This window comes from Collinsella aerofaciens, assembly GCF_015560135.1.
GTDB classification, from domain to species: Bacteria; Actinomycetota; Coriobacteriia; order Coriobacteriales; family Coriobacteriaceae; genus Collinsella; species Collinsella aerofaciens_AN.
In genome coordinates this window covers 125,881-141,181 of the sequence record NZ_JADMRH010000001.1, presented here as the reverse complement: position 1 = coordinate 141,181, position 15,301 = coordinate 125,881, and the positions used below count along the sequence as shown (strand labels likewise).

Sequence of the window (15,301 nt, the reverse complement as noted above, 5' to 3'; positions counted from 1 at the left end):
CCCCTCTCTAGACCATGACCACGGCGAGCACGAGGAAGACCACGAGCGCCGCGACGATGTAGCAGATGTATACGGAGTAGTTGCCGCCCTCGATCTTGGAGGCGAGGCCGGCCAGCTTATCGGCACCCTCGCTCGGTGCATCGACCAGGAAGCGGTCGGGCAGGGGCTCAACGCCCTGGGCGACACCGGTGAGCTTCTGGAACACGTGCGCGATGGACCAGCAGATCTTGGTGCATACCTCGCGCAGGGTGTAGAGCGGGCCCATGAAGAGCTCTACGTCTGACGCGAAGCTCGTGGCGACGACGGGCATGTGCTCGTTGGGCTCGTAGCCGCACGCCCAAGGGTCGGTCTTCTTAGCGGGGGCCTTGGTGCCGAGGCAGGACCTCAACACGAACGCGAGGCCGGTGAGGACCACGAGCGCGATGGCGATCGCGGGGGTGGAGGTGGCGGCACCGGAAATCTCGTTCACCAGAGACACGCCCGAGGTGGCTGTGACGGCAGAGCCGGCAAGCACGCTCTGGGCGACGTCGCCCAGAACCGGGGCGATGACGGGAGAGCCGATTCCCAGCACCACGCAGATGGCCGCGAGGAGCATCTGCGAGAACAACATCGGAGCCGGGGACTCCTTGGCGTTCGCGGCCTCCTGGGAACGAGGGCTGCTCGCGAACGAGACGCCGTAGGCCTTCACGAAGCACGTGACGGCCAGGGCACCGGTGATGGCGAGGGCGGCCGCGGAGGCGACGGCGAACACCATGACGACCGGGTCGGAGAGCGTCGAGATGTTGAACAGGGACTGGTAGGTGAACCACTCGGAAACGAAGCCGTTGAGCGGCGGGATAGCCGAGATGGCAAGGGCACCGATGAGGAAGCAGACGGCCGTGACCGGCATACGGCGGAACAGGCCGCCCATCTTCTCCATGTTGCGCGTACCCGTGGCATAGAGCAGGGAGCCCGCGCCGAGGAACAGCTCGCCCTTGAACATGGCGTGGTTGAGCGTGTGGTAGAGGGCGGCCATGAGCGCGATCGTCGCGATGACGTCGTTGCCCAGGGCGTGCGCCGTCATGGACGCGCCGACACCGAGCAAGATGATGCCGATGTTCTCGACGGAGTGGTAGGCCAGCAGGCGCTTAATGTCGTGCTCGTGGAGGGCGTAGACGACGCCCAGGACCGACGAGATGGATCCAAAGACCAGGACCATGAGGCCCCACCAGAGCTGGACGCCCGAACCCGCGAGCAGGTCGAGACCGACCTTGAGGATTCCCAGGATGCCGATCTTGATCATGCCGCCGGACATGAGGGCGGACACGTTGGACGGCGCCTCGGGGTGCGCCTGGGGCAGCCAGGAGTGCAGCGGGATGATACCGGCCTTTGCGCCGAATCCGAAGAACGCGAGGACGAAGCACGCGGAGGAGACGGCGGGTCCAAAGTCATGCGTACGGAAATCACTGAAGCTGAAGGAACCGCCCACGCCGTTGGTCATGAGCAGGAAGCTCGCCATGATAAGGACAAAGCCCACGTGCGCGATGACGAAGTAGAGCCAACCGCCCCTAATGGAGTTCTTGTTCTCCTCGATAACGACAAGGAAGTAGCTCGTAAGGGACATGAGCTCAAAGGCGACCAGGAACCAGAACACGTTGTCGGCGGTGATGACGAGCATCATCGAGGCGACGAAGGTGTTCATGAAGAAACCGGCGCGCCCGACCTTGCCCGGGTACTCATCGAAGTAGGACAGACCGTAGATGAAGCCCGCAAAGGCGAGGATTGAGATGAGGACCACGATCAGGCCCGCAAGGCCGTTGAGCAAGAGCTCGAGACGGGCGAACGGGAAAAAGAAGACCGTGTTGAGGGACGAAACGTCGCCAAGCACGGCCTCGAGGCCCGCGATGAACGACAGCACGGCCGCGACGGCGCCGATCAGGCAGCCGGCGGTCTTGGCGGCGTTGTCGGCCTTGATCAGCAGAACCGAGGCGAGCGCACCGATGCACGAGACGGCAAGCGATGCGATAAACAGCGTCATGCTATCCATTGTTTACGCTCCCTTCTGCTTTCTCGGACAGGCCCTGGGCCACAGCGGTAGCGTCGACGGACGGACCGTTTTCGATCGAGCGCAGGCGCTTGGCCTCGTCGAGCTCGCGATCGGCCGCGCCGCCCATGACGGTCAGAGCCTTGGTGGGGCACGCCGCCACACAATGCGGGCCGTCCGGATCGAAGGCGCACAGGTCGCACTTGACAGCGCAGGTGTACTGGCCAGGAGCCCACGTAAGCAGGCTGCTCAGGGACTTAGGATACGAAGGCGTCGGGTCGCACATGCCTGCGACACCGGTGATAGACGTGCCATCGGGATGGATGGCACCGAAGGGGCACGCGATGGCGCACAGCCTGCACCCGATGCACTCCTGCTCCTTGACGTGGTTGCGCTCGCCATCGTGCTCGATGGCATTCACCGGGCAAACCTCGGCGCAGGGGGCACCCTCGCAATGGTGGCAGGCAAGGGCGGCCGAAATACCGCCGGTCTTCACGAGCGCCAGGCGCGGCGTATCCTGAAGACCCTGCATCCGGTGGGCGTCGGCACAGGCGGACTGGCATGTCCCGCAGCCGATGCATCTCTCCGGGTTGATGTCGATGAAGCGGTTCATCCCCACTTCCTTTCAAAATAACGGGCCGGGGTCCCGAACGTACGGGACGCCCGGCCCAAAAAGCCAACGAGAACGGGACTACACGATTTGGTTCACGTGCGTCTCGTCGTCGAACTTGGCGGCGCCGGGCTCAACGTCTTGGGGAGCGGCGGCGTCCACCAGAGCCTGCTTGAGCTCGGTATACTGACGCTCGACTTCGCCCTCTGCCCAAACCTGGTCGGCAATGGCGTCGACCTGGCAGGCGGAGAACTTATCCTCGGGCGTGTGCGAGACCGGGTCGACCTTGTGAATGGTCAGCTCATTGCACTTGCCGATCCACCACTGGTAGGTCATGTAGACCGTGCCCTTGTTGATGCGATCGCTCACGTCGGCGCGGCTGTATACCTGGCCGCGGCGGCTGTGAATCGAGACGATATCGCCATTCTTGATGCCGCGCGCCTGGGCGTCCGCGGGATTCATGCGGACAAAGCCGGGCTCGTCGGCAAGCAGCGCCAGCGTCTTGCAGTTGCCGGTCATCGAGCGGCAGCTGTAGTGGCCGACCTCGCGGACGGTGCACAGGATGAGCGGGTACTCATCATCGGGAAGCTCGGAGGGCGCCTCCCAGTCGTGCGCCATCAGGTTGGCGCGGCCGTCCTTGGTGGTGAACTTGCCACCAGCGAACATGTCGGGCGTACCGTGGTCGTTCACATCGGTGCTCTTGACGGGCCACTGGGCGTAGCCGCCCTCGGGAGCCATCTTCTCGTAAGTCGCGCCCACAAAGTTGGGGCACAGGCTAATGCACTCGTTCCAGATCTGCTCGGTGTTGTCGTAGTGCATGGGGTAACCCATGCGCGTAGACAGGTCCGCGAAGATCTCCCAGTCGTGACGGCACTCGCCCTTGGGCGGAACGGCCGCGTCAAAGTGCTGGAAGCTACGGTCGGATGCGGTAAAGACACCCTCGTGCTCGCCCCAAGAGGTAGCGGGCAGGATGACGTCGGCGAGCATGGTCGTCTGCGTCATAAAGATGTCCTGGCAGATGAACAGATCCAGCTCGGAGAGCGTCTTGCGCATACCGGCCGAATCGGGCTCGGTCTGCACCGGGTCCTCGCCGTAGTTGTAGAAGCAGTGCACCTTGCCCTCGTCGACCAGGTGGCCCAGGTCGGTGAGTTTGTAGCCCTCCTCGAGCGGGAGCTTTTCCTCGGGCACGCCCCAAGCCTTGGCAAACTTGGCACGCACAGCCGGGTCGGTGACCTTCTGGTAGCCAGGGTACAGGTTGGGCAGCATGCCCATATCGCAGGAGCCCTGGACGTTGTTCTGACCGCGCACGGGCGCGAGGCCGGAATTGGGTTTGCCGATCTGGCCGGCAACGCAGGCGATGGAGGCGATGGTGTGCACCGTCTTCAGGTTCTGCTTCTGCTGGCATACGCCCATGCCCCAGCCAATGATGGCAGAAGGCTTCGCCGTGGCGTACATCTCGGCAGCTTGGTGGATCAACGCGGGCTCGACACCCGTGATGTCCTGTACGGATTCGGGAGTGTAGTTCTTGATGGTCTCCCACCACTCGTCAAAGCCGTTCGTGTGCTCGGCGACGAATTCCTTGTCGTAGAGGCCATCGTTGACCAAGCAGTTGGCAAAGGCGTTGAGGAACGCGACGTTGCAACCGTTCTTGATCGGAAGGTAGAGATCGGCGATACGCGCGGTTTCGATATGGCGCGGATCGGCGACGATGATCTTGCAACCCTTTTCTTTGGCTCGCACGATACGCCTTGCGACGATGGGGTGCGAATCGGCAGGGTTATAGCCGAAGAGGAAAATGCAGCCCGCATCCTCCATACCGGGGATGGAGCATGACATGCAACCTGAACCAACCGTGTCCATCAGACCGAGGACAGTAGGGCCGTGTCAAGTACGGGCGCAGTTGTCCACGCTGTGGGTGCCGATGCACGCACGCGTAAACTTCTGCATGACGTAGTTCGCCTCATTGCCGCCGCCTCGCGAAGAGCCGGTGGTCATGACAGCGTTAGGACCATATTCGTCAATTATGGCCTGCATCTTAGATGCGGTGAAATCCAGTGCCTCGTCCCAGCTTACGCGCTCAAGACCCGCGCCCTTAGTGCGGCGGATCATCGGGTGCAGTACGCGAGGAGTCAAGATCTTGGTGTCGTTGATGAAGTCGTAGCCGCTCATACCCTTAAGGCACAGCTCGCCCTGATTGGTGATGCCGTTGAGCGGTTCGGTACCCACGACCTGGCCGTTTTGGACCAGGAGGTTAAACTGGCAACCGGCGCCGCAGTACGGGCAGATCACTTTATGCTTCTCCATGACACCCTCCTTCCTTTTTCTGCTACCGAATACTCGGTACTTATTTGACAATCATTGGGCCTGTCGCCCGACGCTTACGCCTCGTTTTCGATGGTGGCGCGGGCACGCTCGGCAGTCAGTTCTGCCAGACGCTCCTCGTCTACCAGGGTGAGGCCCTTGGTCGGGCATGCCTCGGCACACGCCGGACCGCCGGGACGGTCCACGCACAGGTCGCACTTGAGCACGAAGCTCTTAGTCTGCGAACCGACGCGAACGTCACCCATCAAGACGGGGACCTGCGTGGTCGCCACGCTCACGGCGCCAAAGGGGCATGCCATGACGCAGCTCTTGCAGCCAATGCAGTTGTCCTCGTTGACGCCGATGCGATGGTTCTTTGGATCAAAGAACAAGGCGCCCGTAGGACAAGCCTTGGCGCACGGGGCATCCTCGCAGTGATGGCAAGCCACCGGTGCGGAGATCTCGTACGTACGCGTCACGCGCAGGCGCGGCGCGGCGATGTTGCCGGGAATATCGTGTGCCTCGATGCACGCCGCCATACAGGTTTGGCATCCAATGCAGCGTGAAGAATCAGCCACGACTCGTTTATTGCCCATGTTGTTCACTCCCTCCTGAATCCCATGCCGGAGAGACCCTGTCGACGTTGCCCCAAGCCGCCCGTGGCCTGGCGTCGGCATATCGAATGCATGCGGCGAAACAGACACTCGGTAGAATTTCTCCAACGGTATACAGGTTGAATATACGCAGTTGCAGGGGGCAAACTTGAGCATAACCCCTGCAATACGGGTGTATTGCAGGGGTTTTGGCAGGTTGGAATTATTCTCTAGAAGCTATAAAGGTGAGTGTATTTCATGCGTACATCCAAGGGAGATTTCACGCTCGTTTCTGAAAGATGTAGTACGTTTGTAATATCGTTTACACTCAATTACTCTAGTGCAATAAAGTAGTGGTTGTAAGATTGGCTATTATTAGCCGATGTTGTATTTGACTATTCAAATTGCACGCTCATTAAGGGAGGCCAGTGATGTCATCGACTCAAAAACGAGCCATCCTGCAGGTGCGCATTCGCGAGGAAGACAAGCAGCATGCCGAGCGTCTCTACGACGCCATGGGCACATCGCTCGCCGAGGCTGTCCGTCTATTTGTCGCGCAGAGTATTTTGATGCGCAAGCTCCCATTTCAACCGGTCGCCGTGCGCTCCAAGGACGGCACGGCCGCCTATGGACTGCTCAAAGCATACGGGGACCCCAATCGCCGCTCCGAGGAGCGCAATGCCTGGATTGAATACCTAGCCACAGAAAGCGACGAGTCGGTTTTGGGTCCCGAGGAAGTAGATATCCATGAGTAGCACCATCATCGACGAGACCGTCATCCTTCGCTACCTGCTTAACGACGACGAGGTCCTGTCACCGCGCGCCGCCAAGGTCATCGCCACGCGCACCGCACGTGTCTACCCCGAAATCATCACGCGCGTCGTGGTCACGCTGCGCGACGTCTATAAGGTTCCCCGCGTTGAAATTGCTGCGGCCATGAAAAGGCTGCTCGATGACGTCATGGTCGACGAGCCCACCGTTGTCGCCCTTGCCGTCAAACTCTTCGGCAAGACCCATATGGACTTTACCGACTGCCTCCTCGCAGCCCGAACCGCCATCTACAACGATGATGTCGTGAGCTTTGGCAAGCCCATCATCCAAGGCATGATCGATTACCGCCGTAAACGCCAAACCGCCGCCGACGCTCGCGACCGCGCCGCCGAAGCCCGCAGCCGAAGCACCGACTCCACCATCGACAAGCTCCACCATCGACAAGCTCCGCCATCACGGTCGCCACTAACCCCATCCCCACCTGAGTTGCGGTGAAATACGGACTGATGCCTTTAAAGGCCACAACAGTCCGTATTTCACCGCAACTTATTGAAGGTGGACCGCGAACGATTTCGCCATCGGGAGTCGGCGTAGGGTTTTATTGTCGGAATGCCGTAACCGCGCATCATGGCACCGAACGATTCTACGTCGTAGGTGTCCGAGAGTTTGAAATGAATGACGTTGTGGCCCATGGCGCGAAGGTTCGCGTCGCGCATGAGGGCCGCTCGATACGTTTTTGCCGCCGCCCGCTCTGGATCATTTTGAGCCTCGTCTTCAAACTTGCCTAGCCCATGCAGCTCTGCCAGCGTCCATGAGCCGTCTGGCATCTGCCAGCCATAATCTGCTAGATAATAGCCAGCGTTTCCCGGTCGCGTTATCTCAACTTGAAGCTCGGGCGCGGCAACCCCAGCGAGAATCATCGCTGCTCTCGCCTCAGACTCGCCGCCATTGTCTGACCTGCCGTCCATATACTCAAAAACGTCAAAAGCACGCGCGATGCCATGCAGCCCTCGACAATTTGCCTGCGCATATGCTCGCAGCTCTTCGCGTTCGACATCGTACTCACGGGCCAAGCCATCGACATAACCCAGCGCATAGCGAAAGGCGCTCGATCGCGCGATATCAACAACCGTTCGACACGGATCCGTCAGTGTAAACAGACCAAGCCGCCACACTTCGCCCGGGCGCCAGCGCTTGTATTCAACGAACTCATACGTATCACGCCTTGTAGACCGTGGCAGCAGCACTTGCACTTTATCCAGAAGCGTATACGCCGAGCCGATGCCGTAGAGCAACGCTGCTGTCGCTCCGCAAAACACAGCATCCGGTTCAACGACCGCAATAGCGGATGCCAGCTGAAAGATACGATCTTCAACCCCAAGATTATTCCAATAGACCGGATCCGCATACACATGGTTGTAAAGACGAAGCATGAGCTCTTCCTGCATAAGCTCGCGCGCACGGCGTTCATCCCAAGGATCAATTGTTATAAGCAGCTGTCCATCTTGATGAATTCCAACGGCCGAGAATAGCATCCTTGCATAGGACTGCGGAAAATGTTTGCCTTTATCGAGCATGGCCAACCCCATAACCATCACGGCGGAGAGAATACCATTACGCTATCGCATGCTTCCGTCCGCAGGCCTTGCCAAAAGCTGACCAAAAGCTTGACGTCGCAGGTCAGAGCTTCAAAAAATATTTCCACTCTCGGTAGACGGTCGCTACGATCCTCCCAACGGCATCAAAATCCAACCTTACAAATAGTTGCGGTGAAATACGGACTACATGGGCCATAAAAGCCGAAAACAGTCCGTATTTCACCGCAACTTAGGTGGGGATGTGGGGTCCCCGGCACGTTTACGAAAACGGCTCTGATCCCAAAGGGAATCAGAGCCGTTAAGCTATCTTGTGGAGCGGGCGACGGGAATCGAACCCGCGTCATCAGCTTGGAAGGCTGGGGTTCTACCATTGAACTACGCCCGCAAGATATGGTCGGGACGACAGGATTTGAACCTGCGACATCCTGCTCCCAAAGCAGGCGCGCTACCAAACTGCGCCACGTCCCGAAGGTGTTGAGCAGCTAAGGTCTAAACCTTGCGTGTCCCAAAGCGAAGGAAATTATAGGGGAGACTCCCCGCCTGTGCAAGCGGCAATACCCTAGTTCCTCGAATGTGCGACAAACTGGCTATGAACCAGACCAATCACAAACGCGACCACAGCAACCGGCGCCCACGCAGCACCGATATCTGCCAGCGGCAACGCATCGAACGGTAGCCAGGCCCCCGCAAAGAACGCATCGCGGACCGAGGTGATCACGCTCTGCACCGCGACGACGCCGCCGACCCAAACCCACACCTGCGGATGCGCGTCACAAAAACCGTGCACCAGGCCCATCAGCACCAGCACGATGGCAACGGGATACAAGGCGTTGAGCATGGGCACCGAGAACATAAGGATCACGTCGAGGCCCACGTTGGAGAGCACGCACGAAAACGTTGCGAACACAAAGGCGAGAATCGCAAAGGGACGGCGCATGGCCTCCTCGGAAGCCTCCGCTCCCCCTTCGACCACATACGTCTCGCAGAAGTAACGCGAGCAGCAGCTGATAAGGCCGATACAGACATTCATGCAGGCGAGGAAGAAAATCGCAAAGACGACAACCGTGCCGGCTAGGCCAAAGTGCATAGAGGCCGAACGCGCAAGGATCGCGGCGCCGTTGGTGGCGTCGGGCATAACCGTGCCGAGCTGCATACCGGCAAGCGCCAGGCCGCAGTAGATGATGGCCATGAGCACGCCGGCGATCACACCGGAACGCGAAATCTCGAAGGCCACGCGCTTGTCATCGGTAACGCCCAACTCGTGGATGGTCTCAGCGATGATGATGCCAAAGGCGAGCGACGCGAGCAGGTCCATGGTCTGATAGCCAGTCAAAAAGCCCTGCACGGCGGCGCCGGCATTGTAGGGGGCCTGTGGCGCGGCTGCGGGACCCAGCGGCGACACCACGGCGGCACCCACGACCAGCACGATGAGCGCAATGAGCGCGGGGCCCGTAATGCGGCCGAGCACGCGTGTGATAACACCCGGGCGCAGCGTGAGCACAAACGCGACGACGAAGAACCCGATGGCAAACACCAGACGTGCCGTGCCGAGCGAAACACCCTCGGGCAGCAGCGGCACCAGCATTTCGAACGCCGTAGAGCTTGTGCGAGGAATGGCCAGGCACGGGCCGATGGCCAGATAGACCGCCGCAACGAAGAATTCGCCAAACTTGGGATGCACGCGGCCGGCAAGCTCGCGCGCCGTTCCGGCAAGCGCCACGGCGATAAAGCCCATGACGGGCAGGCCGATGGCGGCGATGAGAAAGCCGAGCATGGCGACCGGCGTGGCAGAACCTGCCTGCAGCGCCAGCAGTGGCGGAATAATGAGGTTGCCGGCGCCAAAGAGCATCGAGAATAGGGCGATGCCGACGGTGACGACATGGTCGGAGCGCAGACCGCGCGGCGCGGATGAGGCCATAGACACACCTTTCGGGTCGAAACAAAAACGGGACGGGCAAAAACACCCATCCCGCAAGTATATACGCTCTAGCAGGCTAAATCGCGTAAAGCGTCGATCGCGGTGTCGATTTCCTCGTCCGTGTTGAAATACCCAAACGAGAAGCGGACGACGCCCTGGCGCTCGGTACCCAGTGCACGGTGCATGAGCGGGGCGCAATGGGCGCCGGGGCGCGTCGCAATCCCCCACCCTTGCATGAGCGCATCCGAGATCTCGGCCGAATCGATATCGCCCACGTTGAGCGACACAATTGCAGAGCGCGTCGGCTGGTCAAAGGCGCCGTAAAGCTTGATCTCCGGGATTTCGCGCACGCCGGCAAGAAAGCGATCAGCGAGCGCACGCTCGCTGGAAGCAATCGCCTCGACCCCACCCTGGGCCTCGATAAAGTCGAGACCAGCGGATAGGCCCGCTATGCCGTGACCGTTGAGCGTGCCCGCCTCGAGGCGCGTGGGCCACTCAAGCGGCTGCAGCGCATCGAAGCTGCGCACGCCCGTGCCGCCCATGGCCCACGGAGCCACGTCAATGCCCTCCGCCACGGCCAGGCCGCCGGTGCCTTGGGGTCCCATGAGCCCCTTGTGGCCGGTAAAACACACGACGTCGAGCCCCATGGTATCCATGTCAATCTTCGCCGTACCGGCAGACTGAGAGGCGTCGACGATAACCAGCGCGCCGGCCGCATGAGCCACAGCCGCCACACGTGCAACATCAACGGAGTTGCCGGTCACATTGGAGGCGTGCGTCACCACCACGGCACGCGTGCCCGGCGTGACCAGCTGCTCGAGTTCGTCGTAGTCGAGCACGCCGTTCGCGTCGCAGCCCGCATACTCAACGGTCACGCCCTGCTCTACCGCCAGGCGATTGAGCGGACGCAGCACGGAGTTATGCTCGAGCACCGTCGTGACCACACGATCGCCGGGACGCACCACGCCATTGATGACGGTGTTGAGCGCCGCGGTGGAGTTGGGCGTAAAACAAACATGGTCTGCCCTCGGGCAACCTAAAAAGCGCGCAAGCTTAGTGCGGCAGCCATGAATCGTGCGCGCCGCATCGAGCGCGCCCGACGTCGCGCCACGTCCGGCATTGCCGAGCGAGCACATCGCCTGCGTCACGGCATCGATCACCGTCTGCGGCTTATGCATGGTCGTCGCCGCGTTATCCAGGTAGATCATCGCACGACCTCCCACATGTCGATTACCGTAAAGCCCTCGGTGGGGACGCCCGCCGCGGCAAGCTCGCCGCGCAGCAGGTCCTCATCGGCAGGCAACGCCTTCCATGCCAAACCGCAGCCGGCAGCGACCTCCCCGGGTACGGGAATCGTTCGCCCGGGAAGGCTGCGCTCGATGCACAGGGACTCGCACCCCATGGCGGCCGCCGTGGTGGGAAACGTGATGACAAGCGCCGGGCGCTTCTCCCTCATGGCAACTCCAACCAATACGCTACGGGCGCACGACGCGCACGGCCTGCTCCATCTTCTCCACAATCACGTACATGTTGGTGACCTCGCCCACCGCAAGCTGGTCTTTAATGCCATAGTGGTCGAGGCAGGTACCACAGGTGAGAATCTCGACACCCTGCTCGGCCAGACCCTTCAGGTCGTCGAGTACCGGTGAGCCCTCGACGGTGAGCTTGGCGCCGCCGTTGTAGAACAGCATGGTCGCGGGCAGCTCCTCCTGCTGCGTCACGGCAAAGATGAAGGCCTTCATGAGCTTGTGGCCCAGCTCGTCGTCGCCGTGGCCCATACAGTCGGTGTAGACGGAAATGACGAGCTTGCCCTTGCCGGCGCTGGCATCACAGAAGGCAGCACCATCCTGCTCGGGATCAGCCACGGCAACGGCGCCAGAGGTCGCCACGGTCACGTGCCACTCGGCGTCAGAAACCTTCTCGACCGAGGCCGTGCAGCCCTTCTCCTGCGCCATCTTGGAGATGTTCTTGACGGCGGTCTCGTTATCGACCGAGGTCACCACGGCACCCTCGCCATCGAGCTGTTTGAGCGCCTTGAGCGTCTTAACAACGGGCAGCGGGCAGGCATCGCCCATGGCATTGACTTCAATCTTGGTAGACATAGCTTTTCCTTTCGAAAGAACCGTTCTAGAGAACGGTAAACAGTTACATAAACGTGCGGGCTAGCGAACAACGTGGACGGCAGGACCGCCCGGCACCGGTTCGCACACGCGACCGACGACGGCGGCGATACGTCCTTCGGCATGCAGACGGCGCGCGAGCTCATCCACATCGTCAGCAGGCGCCGCAATAAGCAGGCCACCAGATGTCTGCGGATCGTACAGCGCGTCGAGCATGCCCGGCTCCAGGTCCTCGCCGGCAGCCACACGGGGGCCAAAGAAGTCCTGGTTGCGGTAGGAGCCCGCGGGGATAATGCCCAGGCGCGCCATGTCGAGCACCTGATCAAAGAGCGGTACCGCTCCCGACGCAAGCTCAACCTGCACGCCCGAGCCCTCGGCCATCTCGCACGCGTGCCCGATCAGGCCAAAGCCCGTGACATCGGTGCAGCCGTGAAGCTCAAGTCCCTCGGCCAGACGAATCGGCGCCTCGTTGAGAGTGCACATCGAGTCAAACATGGCTGCGGCCTCGTCCTGCTCGATGAGCTCGCCCTTGATGGCTGTGGTGATGATACCCGAGCCAACCGCCTTGGTCAGCAGCAGGACATCGCCCACGCATGCACCGCTGTTAGCGAGCATGCGGTCGAGCGCGACAAAGCCGCTCACGGACAGGCCGTACTTGGGCTCGTCGTCGTTGATGGTGTGGCCGCCCGCGATGGTGCAGCCGGCCTCGACGCACTTGTCGGCGCCACCCGCCAAAATCTGCCCGGCAACCTCAACGCCCAGGCAACTGGGTATGCAGAGCAGGTTCATGGCATGACTCGGCCGCCCGCCCATGGCGTAGATGTCCGACAGCGAGTTGGCCGCGGCGATTTGGCCAAACAGGAACGGGTCGTCGACCATCGGCGGGAAGAAGTCGATGGACTGCACGAGGCCTAAGTTATCGCCAACGCGAAAGACGCTCGCATCGTCGGAGGTATCGAATCCCACGAGCAAGTTGTCGTTATGCACATTGGGTAAATCGCCCAGGACCTGGGCGAGGGCTCCGGGAGCCAACTTAGCGGCTCAACCGCTCGCGGCTGTCATAGACGTGAGCTTAATAACATCGTCAGCCATCGATTCCTCCTCTCATAGGTCAATCAGTTCCTCCCAGTATACGCATGGCGGCGCCGAGAGCGGACGGCGAATGACACCGCCCCTTACATGAGCGCCTGGGCTCGAATGGCCGCGCCGATCGCTCCGGCAAAGCGAGCCTGGGGCGAGGTGGTCACCGGCGACCCCAGTAGCTCGCCCAACCGCTCCACCACGAAGGCGTTCTCGCACAGGCCACCGGTCAGATAGTACGGGGCGCCCGCTGCCTGCCCGGCCATAGTGGCCACGCGCGAGACCACGCTGTCGATCACGCCGCGCGCAATGTTCTCGCGCGGCTCACCGCGACCGATCAGGCTGATGACCTCGCTTTCGGCAAAGACCGTGCACATGCTGGATATCTTGGTGGGCTCACCGGAACGCGCAAGGTCGGCCATCTGCTGCTGGGTAATGCCCAGGCGGTCGGCCATGATCTCCAGAAAGCGCCCCGTGCCGGCGGCGCACTTGTCGTTCATGGCAAACTTGGCCACGCGGCCGCCTTTAAGCTGAATGACCTTGGTGTCCTGGCCGCCCACGTCGATCACGGTACCGTGGTCACCAAACAGGAGCACGGCACCGGTACCGTGGCAGGTAATCTCGGTCACGACCTTGTGCGCATAGGGCACGGCGACACGACCGTAGCCAGTCGCGACCACGCGAGCATCTTCAGCCGTCACGTCATAGCCGGCTGCAGCGAGCTCACCGCGCAGGCGCTCGGCCGCATCGACCGAGGAAAACCCGGTTGGCTGCACGCACGTCCACGCCACCGAACCCTCCCCATTGACCACAGCAGCCTTAGCCGCAGTAGACCCGATATCGATCCCGATCCCTATCATGGCTCTTTCCCAATCTAAACATCAAAGGTAGCGGCGCGTTCAGGCGCCTTAGCTCTAGGTTTCTCAGGTGCCGGAGATTGCCCCGAAAGAGGAGCGCAGCGTACTTTGGGTACGCAAGCGACGGTTTGAGGGGCAAGATCCGGTGCCTGAGAAAGCTAGAGGGTTTCGATGAAGGCGGCGATGCGAGTCTCGATCTGACCCATGTCGCCGTTGCTGTAGTCGGTCTCGATCTTCATATACGCAATACCCGCGCTCTCGACAGCCTCCTGCATGCGAGCACTCTCCACGTTAAAGGTGTGGCAGGCCTGGAGCACGTTTTCGACCACGCCATCAACGTGATACTTCTCGCACATGGCCAGCGTATTTTCCATACGACCGACGTTGGGCGTCATGACCGAGCAGTTGATGTCCAGGTAGCGGTCGGCGATGGCGCGCAGGATATCGGGAGCCTCCGGGTCGATCATCATGGCCGCCGTGCGCTCGCCCGAGCAGTCGTCCATACACACGACCACACCGCCGTTGGACTCGATAGTACGGCCGATCTTGTTGATCACGCCGCCCACCGGGCAACCGGTGATCAGAATGCGCTTGGCATCCGCCGCAACCGGGCGCTCGCCCGCATCGTAGGCCTCGCGCAGCTTGGCGACCTTTTGCTCCAGCTGCTGCGTATAGGCCTCGATATCAAAGCTGAACGTACCGGCAAACATAGTGCTCATCAGGTCAACGCCACTCATGGCCGCAGGCTGGTTGGCCTGAAGCGCGAACATATCGAGCTGCGCCGCACGCAGGCGATTGCGGCGACGGACGGCGGCGCGCAGGTCGTCATCAGTAATCGTAATGCCGTAGAAGCCCTCGAGCTCCTCCTTGAGCAGGCGGCACTCCTCGTACCAGCTTTCACGCTCGTAGGCACGATCGCGACCCTGCGGAAGATGCAGAATGTGCGTGCGCTTGAGCTCGTTGAGCAACTCGTACATCTTCTTTTTGCCGTCGCAGGTGGTCTCGCCGATGATCATGTCGCTAAAGTACGTAAACGGACACTTTTGCGAGTAGGCAAAGCCGTAGGTCGACTTGATGAGCGGGCAGAGGTTTGCCGGCAGCACCTTCTCGGCCTCGGGAATCACCTCATCGGACGTGCCGCACAAGGCCACACTTGCAGCGCCCGCGGCGTCGATAATCTCGAGCGGCGTATAGCTGCACAAAAAGCCGACCAGGCGATTGCCGGCCTGTTTGTAATCCTTGACGCGAATAAACGCCGCCTTGCGCTGCTCGTTGAACTCCTCAAACGTGGACGGCAATGGCTGCTCAATATTTTCCGACATATAACTCCTTAACAAACCTTTTAGCCAACCAAGGAAACGGCTTTCCCAGGTGCCCGAGGTTGCCGTGAAAGAGGAGCGCCGCGTACTTTGACACGCAAGCGACGGTTT

The 15,301-nt window shown here is 61.0% G+C and carries 14 protein-coding genes and 2 tRNA genes; 2 read left to right on the top strand and 14 right to left on the bottom strand.

Features of this window, described 5'->3' with window-relative positions:
- Window positions 1-7: 7 nt before the first annotated feature.
- From hyfB to I2H19_RS00620, 4 genes are all read right to left on the bottom strand, one after another.
- Window positions 8-2,026 carry a hydrogenase 4 subunit B gene (gene hyfB / locus I2H19_RS00635; RefSeq protein WP_195568229.1) on the bottom strand — a complete coding sequence of 673 codons (2,019 nt, stop codon included), beginning with the start codon at window positions 2,024-2,026 and terminating at the stop codon, window positions 8-10.
- Window positions 2,019-2,636 carry a 4Fe-4S dicluster domain-containing protein gene (locus I2H19_RS00630; protein ID WP_195620609.1) on the bottom strand — a complete coding sequence of 206 codons (618 nt, stop codon included), beginning with the start codon at window positions 2,634-2,636 and terminating at the stop codon, window positions 2,019-2,021. Before I2H19_RS00630 ends, hyfB begins: the two co-directional genes overlap by 8 nt.
- Window positions 2,637-2,714: 78 nt before the next feature.
- Window positions 2,715-4,937, bottom strand: a complete 2,223-nt coding sequence (gene fdhF / locus I2H19_RS10005) for a formate dehydrogenase subunit alpha (RefSeq protein WP_195568225.1) — start codon at window positions 4,935-4,937, stop codon at window positions 2,715-2,717.
- Window positions 4,938-5,011: 74 nt separating this feature from the next.
- Complete coding sequence (locus I2H19_RS00620; protein ID WP_022095206.1) at window positions 5,012-5,530, bottom strand: 4Fe-4S dicluster domain-containing protein; 519 nt, start codon at window positions 5,528-5,530, stop codon at window positions 5,012-5,014.
- 428 nt (window positions 5,531-5,958) lie between these two features.
- Between I2H19_RS00620 and I2H19_RS00615 the strand changes: the two genes are divergently transcribed.
- Together I2H19_RS00615 and I2H19_RS00610 are read left to right on the top strand one after the other, a co-directional pair.
- Entirely contained in the window at window positions 5,959-6,282 is a 324-nt protein-coding gene (locus I2H19_RS00615; protein ID WP_138112252.1) for a type II toxin-antitoxin system RelB/DinJ family antitoxin, read from the top strand.
- A complete protein-coding gene (locus I2H19_RS00610; protein ID WP_195620607.1) occupies window positions 6,275-6,793 on the top strand; it encodes a PIN domain-containing protein in 519 nt (172 codons plus the stop codon). Before I2H19_RS00615 ends, I2H19_RS00610 begins: the two co-directional genes overlap by 8 nt.
- 41 nt (window positions 6,794-6,834) lie before the next feature.
- Here the strand turns inward: I2H19_RS00610 and I2H19_RS00605 are convergent, their stop codons facing one another.
- The 10 genes from I2H19_RS00605 to I2H19_RS00560 all read right to left on the bottom strand — a co-directional run bounded on the left by I2H19_RS00605 (window position 6,835) and on the right by I2H19_RS00560 (window position 15,193).
- Window positions 6,835-7,875, bottom strand: coding sequence for a hypothetical protein (locus I2H19_RS00605; protein ID WP_138112250.1), 1,041 nt, complete (start codon window positions 7,873-7,875; stop codon window positions 6,835-6,837).
- A gap of 332 nt (window positions 7,876-8,207) precedes the next feature.
- A tRNA-Gly gene (locus I2H19_RS00600) sits at window positions 8,208-8,281 on the bottom strand.
- A gap of 6 nt (window positions 8,282-8,287) precedes the next feature.
- A tRNA-Pro gene (locus I2H19_RS00595) sits at window positions 8,288-8,364 on the bottom strand.
- A gap of 91 nt (window positions 8,365-8,455) precedes the next feature.
- A complete protein-coding gene (gene brnQ, locus I2H19_RS00590; RefSeq protein ID WP_195568218.1) occupies window positions 8,456-9,814 on the bottom strand; it encodes a branched-chain amino acid transport system II carrier protein in 1,359 nt (452 codons plus the stop codon).
- A gap of 68 nt (window positions 9,815-9,882) precedes the next feature.
- Window positions 9,883-11,022 carry an aminotransferase class V-fold PLP-dependent enzyme gene (locus I2H19_RS00585; protein WP_195620605.1) on the bottom strand — a complete coding sequence of 380 codons (1,140 nt, stop codon included), beginning with the start codon at window positions 11,020-11,022 and terminating at the stop codon, window positions 9,883-9,885.
- Window positions 11,019-11,270 carry a DUF3343 domain-containing protein gene (locus tag I2H19_RS00580; RefSeq protein WP_195568214.1) on the bottom strand — a complete coding sequence of 84 codons (252 nt, stop codon included), beginning with the start codon at window positions 11,268-11,270 and terminating at the stop codon, window positions 11,019-11,021. The genes I2H19_RS00585 and I2H19_RS00580 overlap by 4 nt, the downstream gene beginning before the upstream one ends.
- Before the next feature lie 19 nt (window positions 11,271-11,289).
- Window positions 11,290-11,916, bottom strand: a complete 627-nt coding sequence (gene yedF / locus I2H19_RS00575; RefSeq protein WP_195568212.1) for a sulfurtransferase-like selenium metabolism protein YedF — start codon at window positions 11,914-11,916, stop codon at window positions 11,290-11,292.
- Between the two features lie 60 nt (window positions 11,917-11,976).
- Window positions 11,977-13,026 carry a selenide, water dikinase SelD gene (gene selD / locus I2H19_RS00570; protein ID WP_411266896.1) on the bottom strand — a complete coding sequence of 350 codons (1,050 nt, stop codon included), beginning with the start codon at window positions 13,024-13,026 and terminating at the stop codon, window positions 11,977-11,979.
- 83 nt (window positions 13,027-13,109) lie between these two features.
- Window positions 13,110-13,874, bottom strand: a complete 765-nt coding sequence (locus I2H19_RS00565; protein ID WP_195568208.1) for an acyl-CoA dehydratase activase — start codon at window positions 13,872-13,874, stop codon at window positions 13,110-13,112.
- 155 nt (window positions 13,875-14,029) lie between these two features.
- On the bottom strand, window positions 14,030-15,193 hold the full coding sequence (locus I2H19_RS00560) for a double-cubane-cluster-containing anaerobic reductase (protein ID WP_195568207.1): 1,164 nt from the start codon (window positions 15,191-15,193) through the stop codon (window positions 14,030-14,032).
- Window positions 15,194-15,301: the final 108 nt, after the last annotated feature.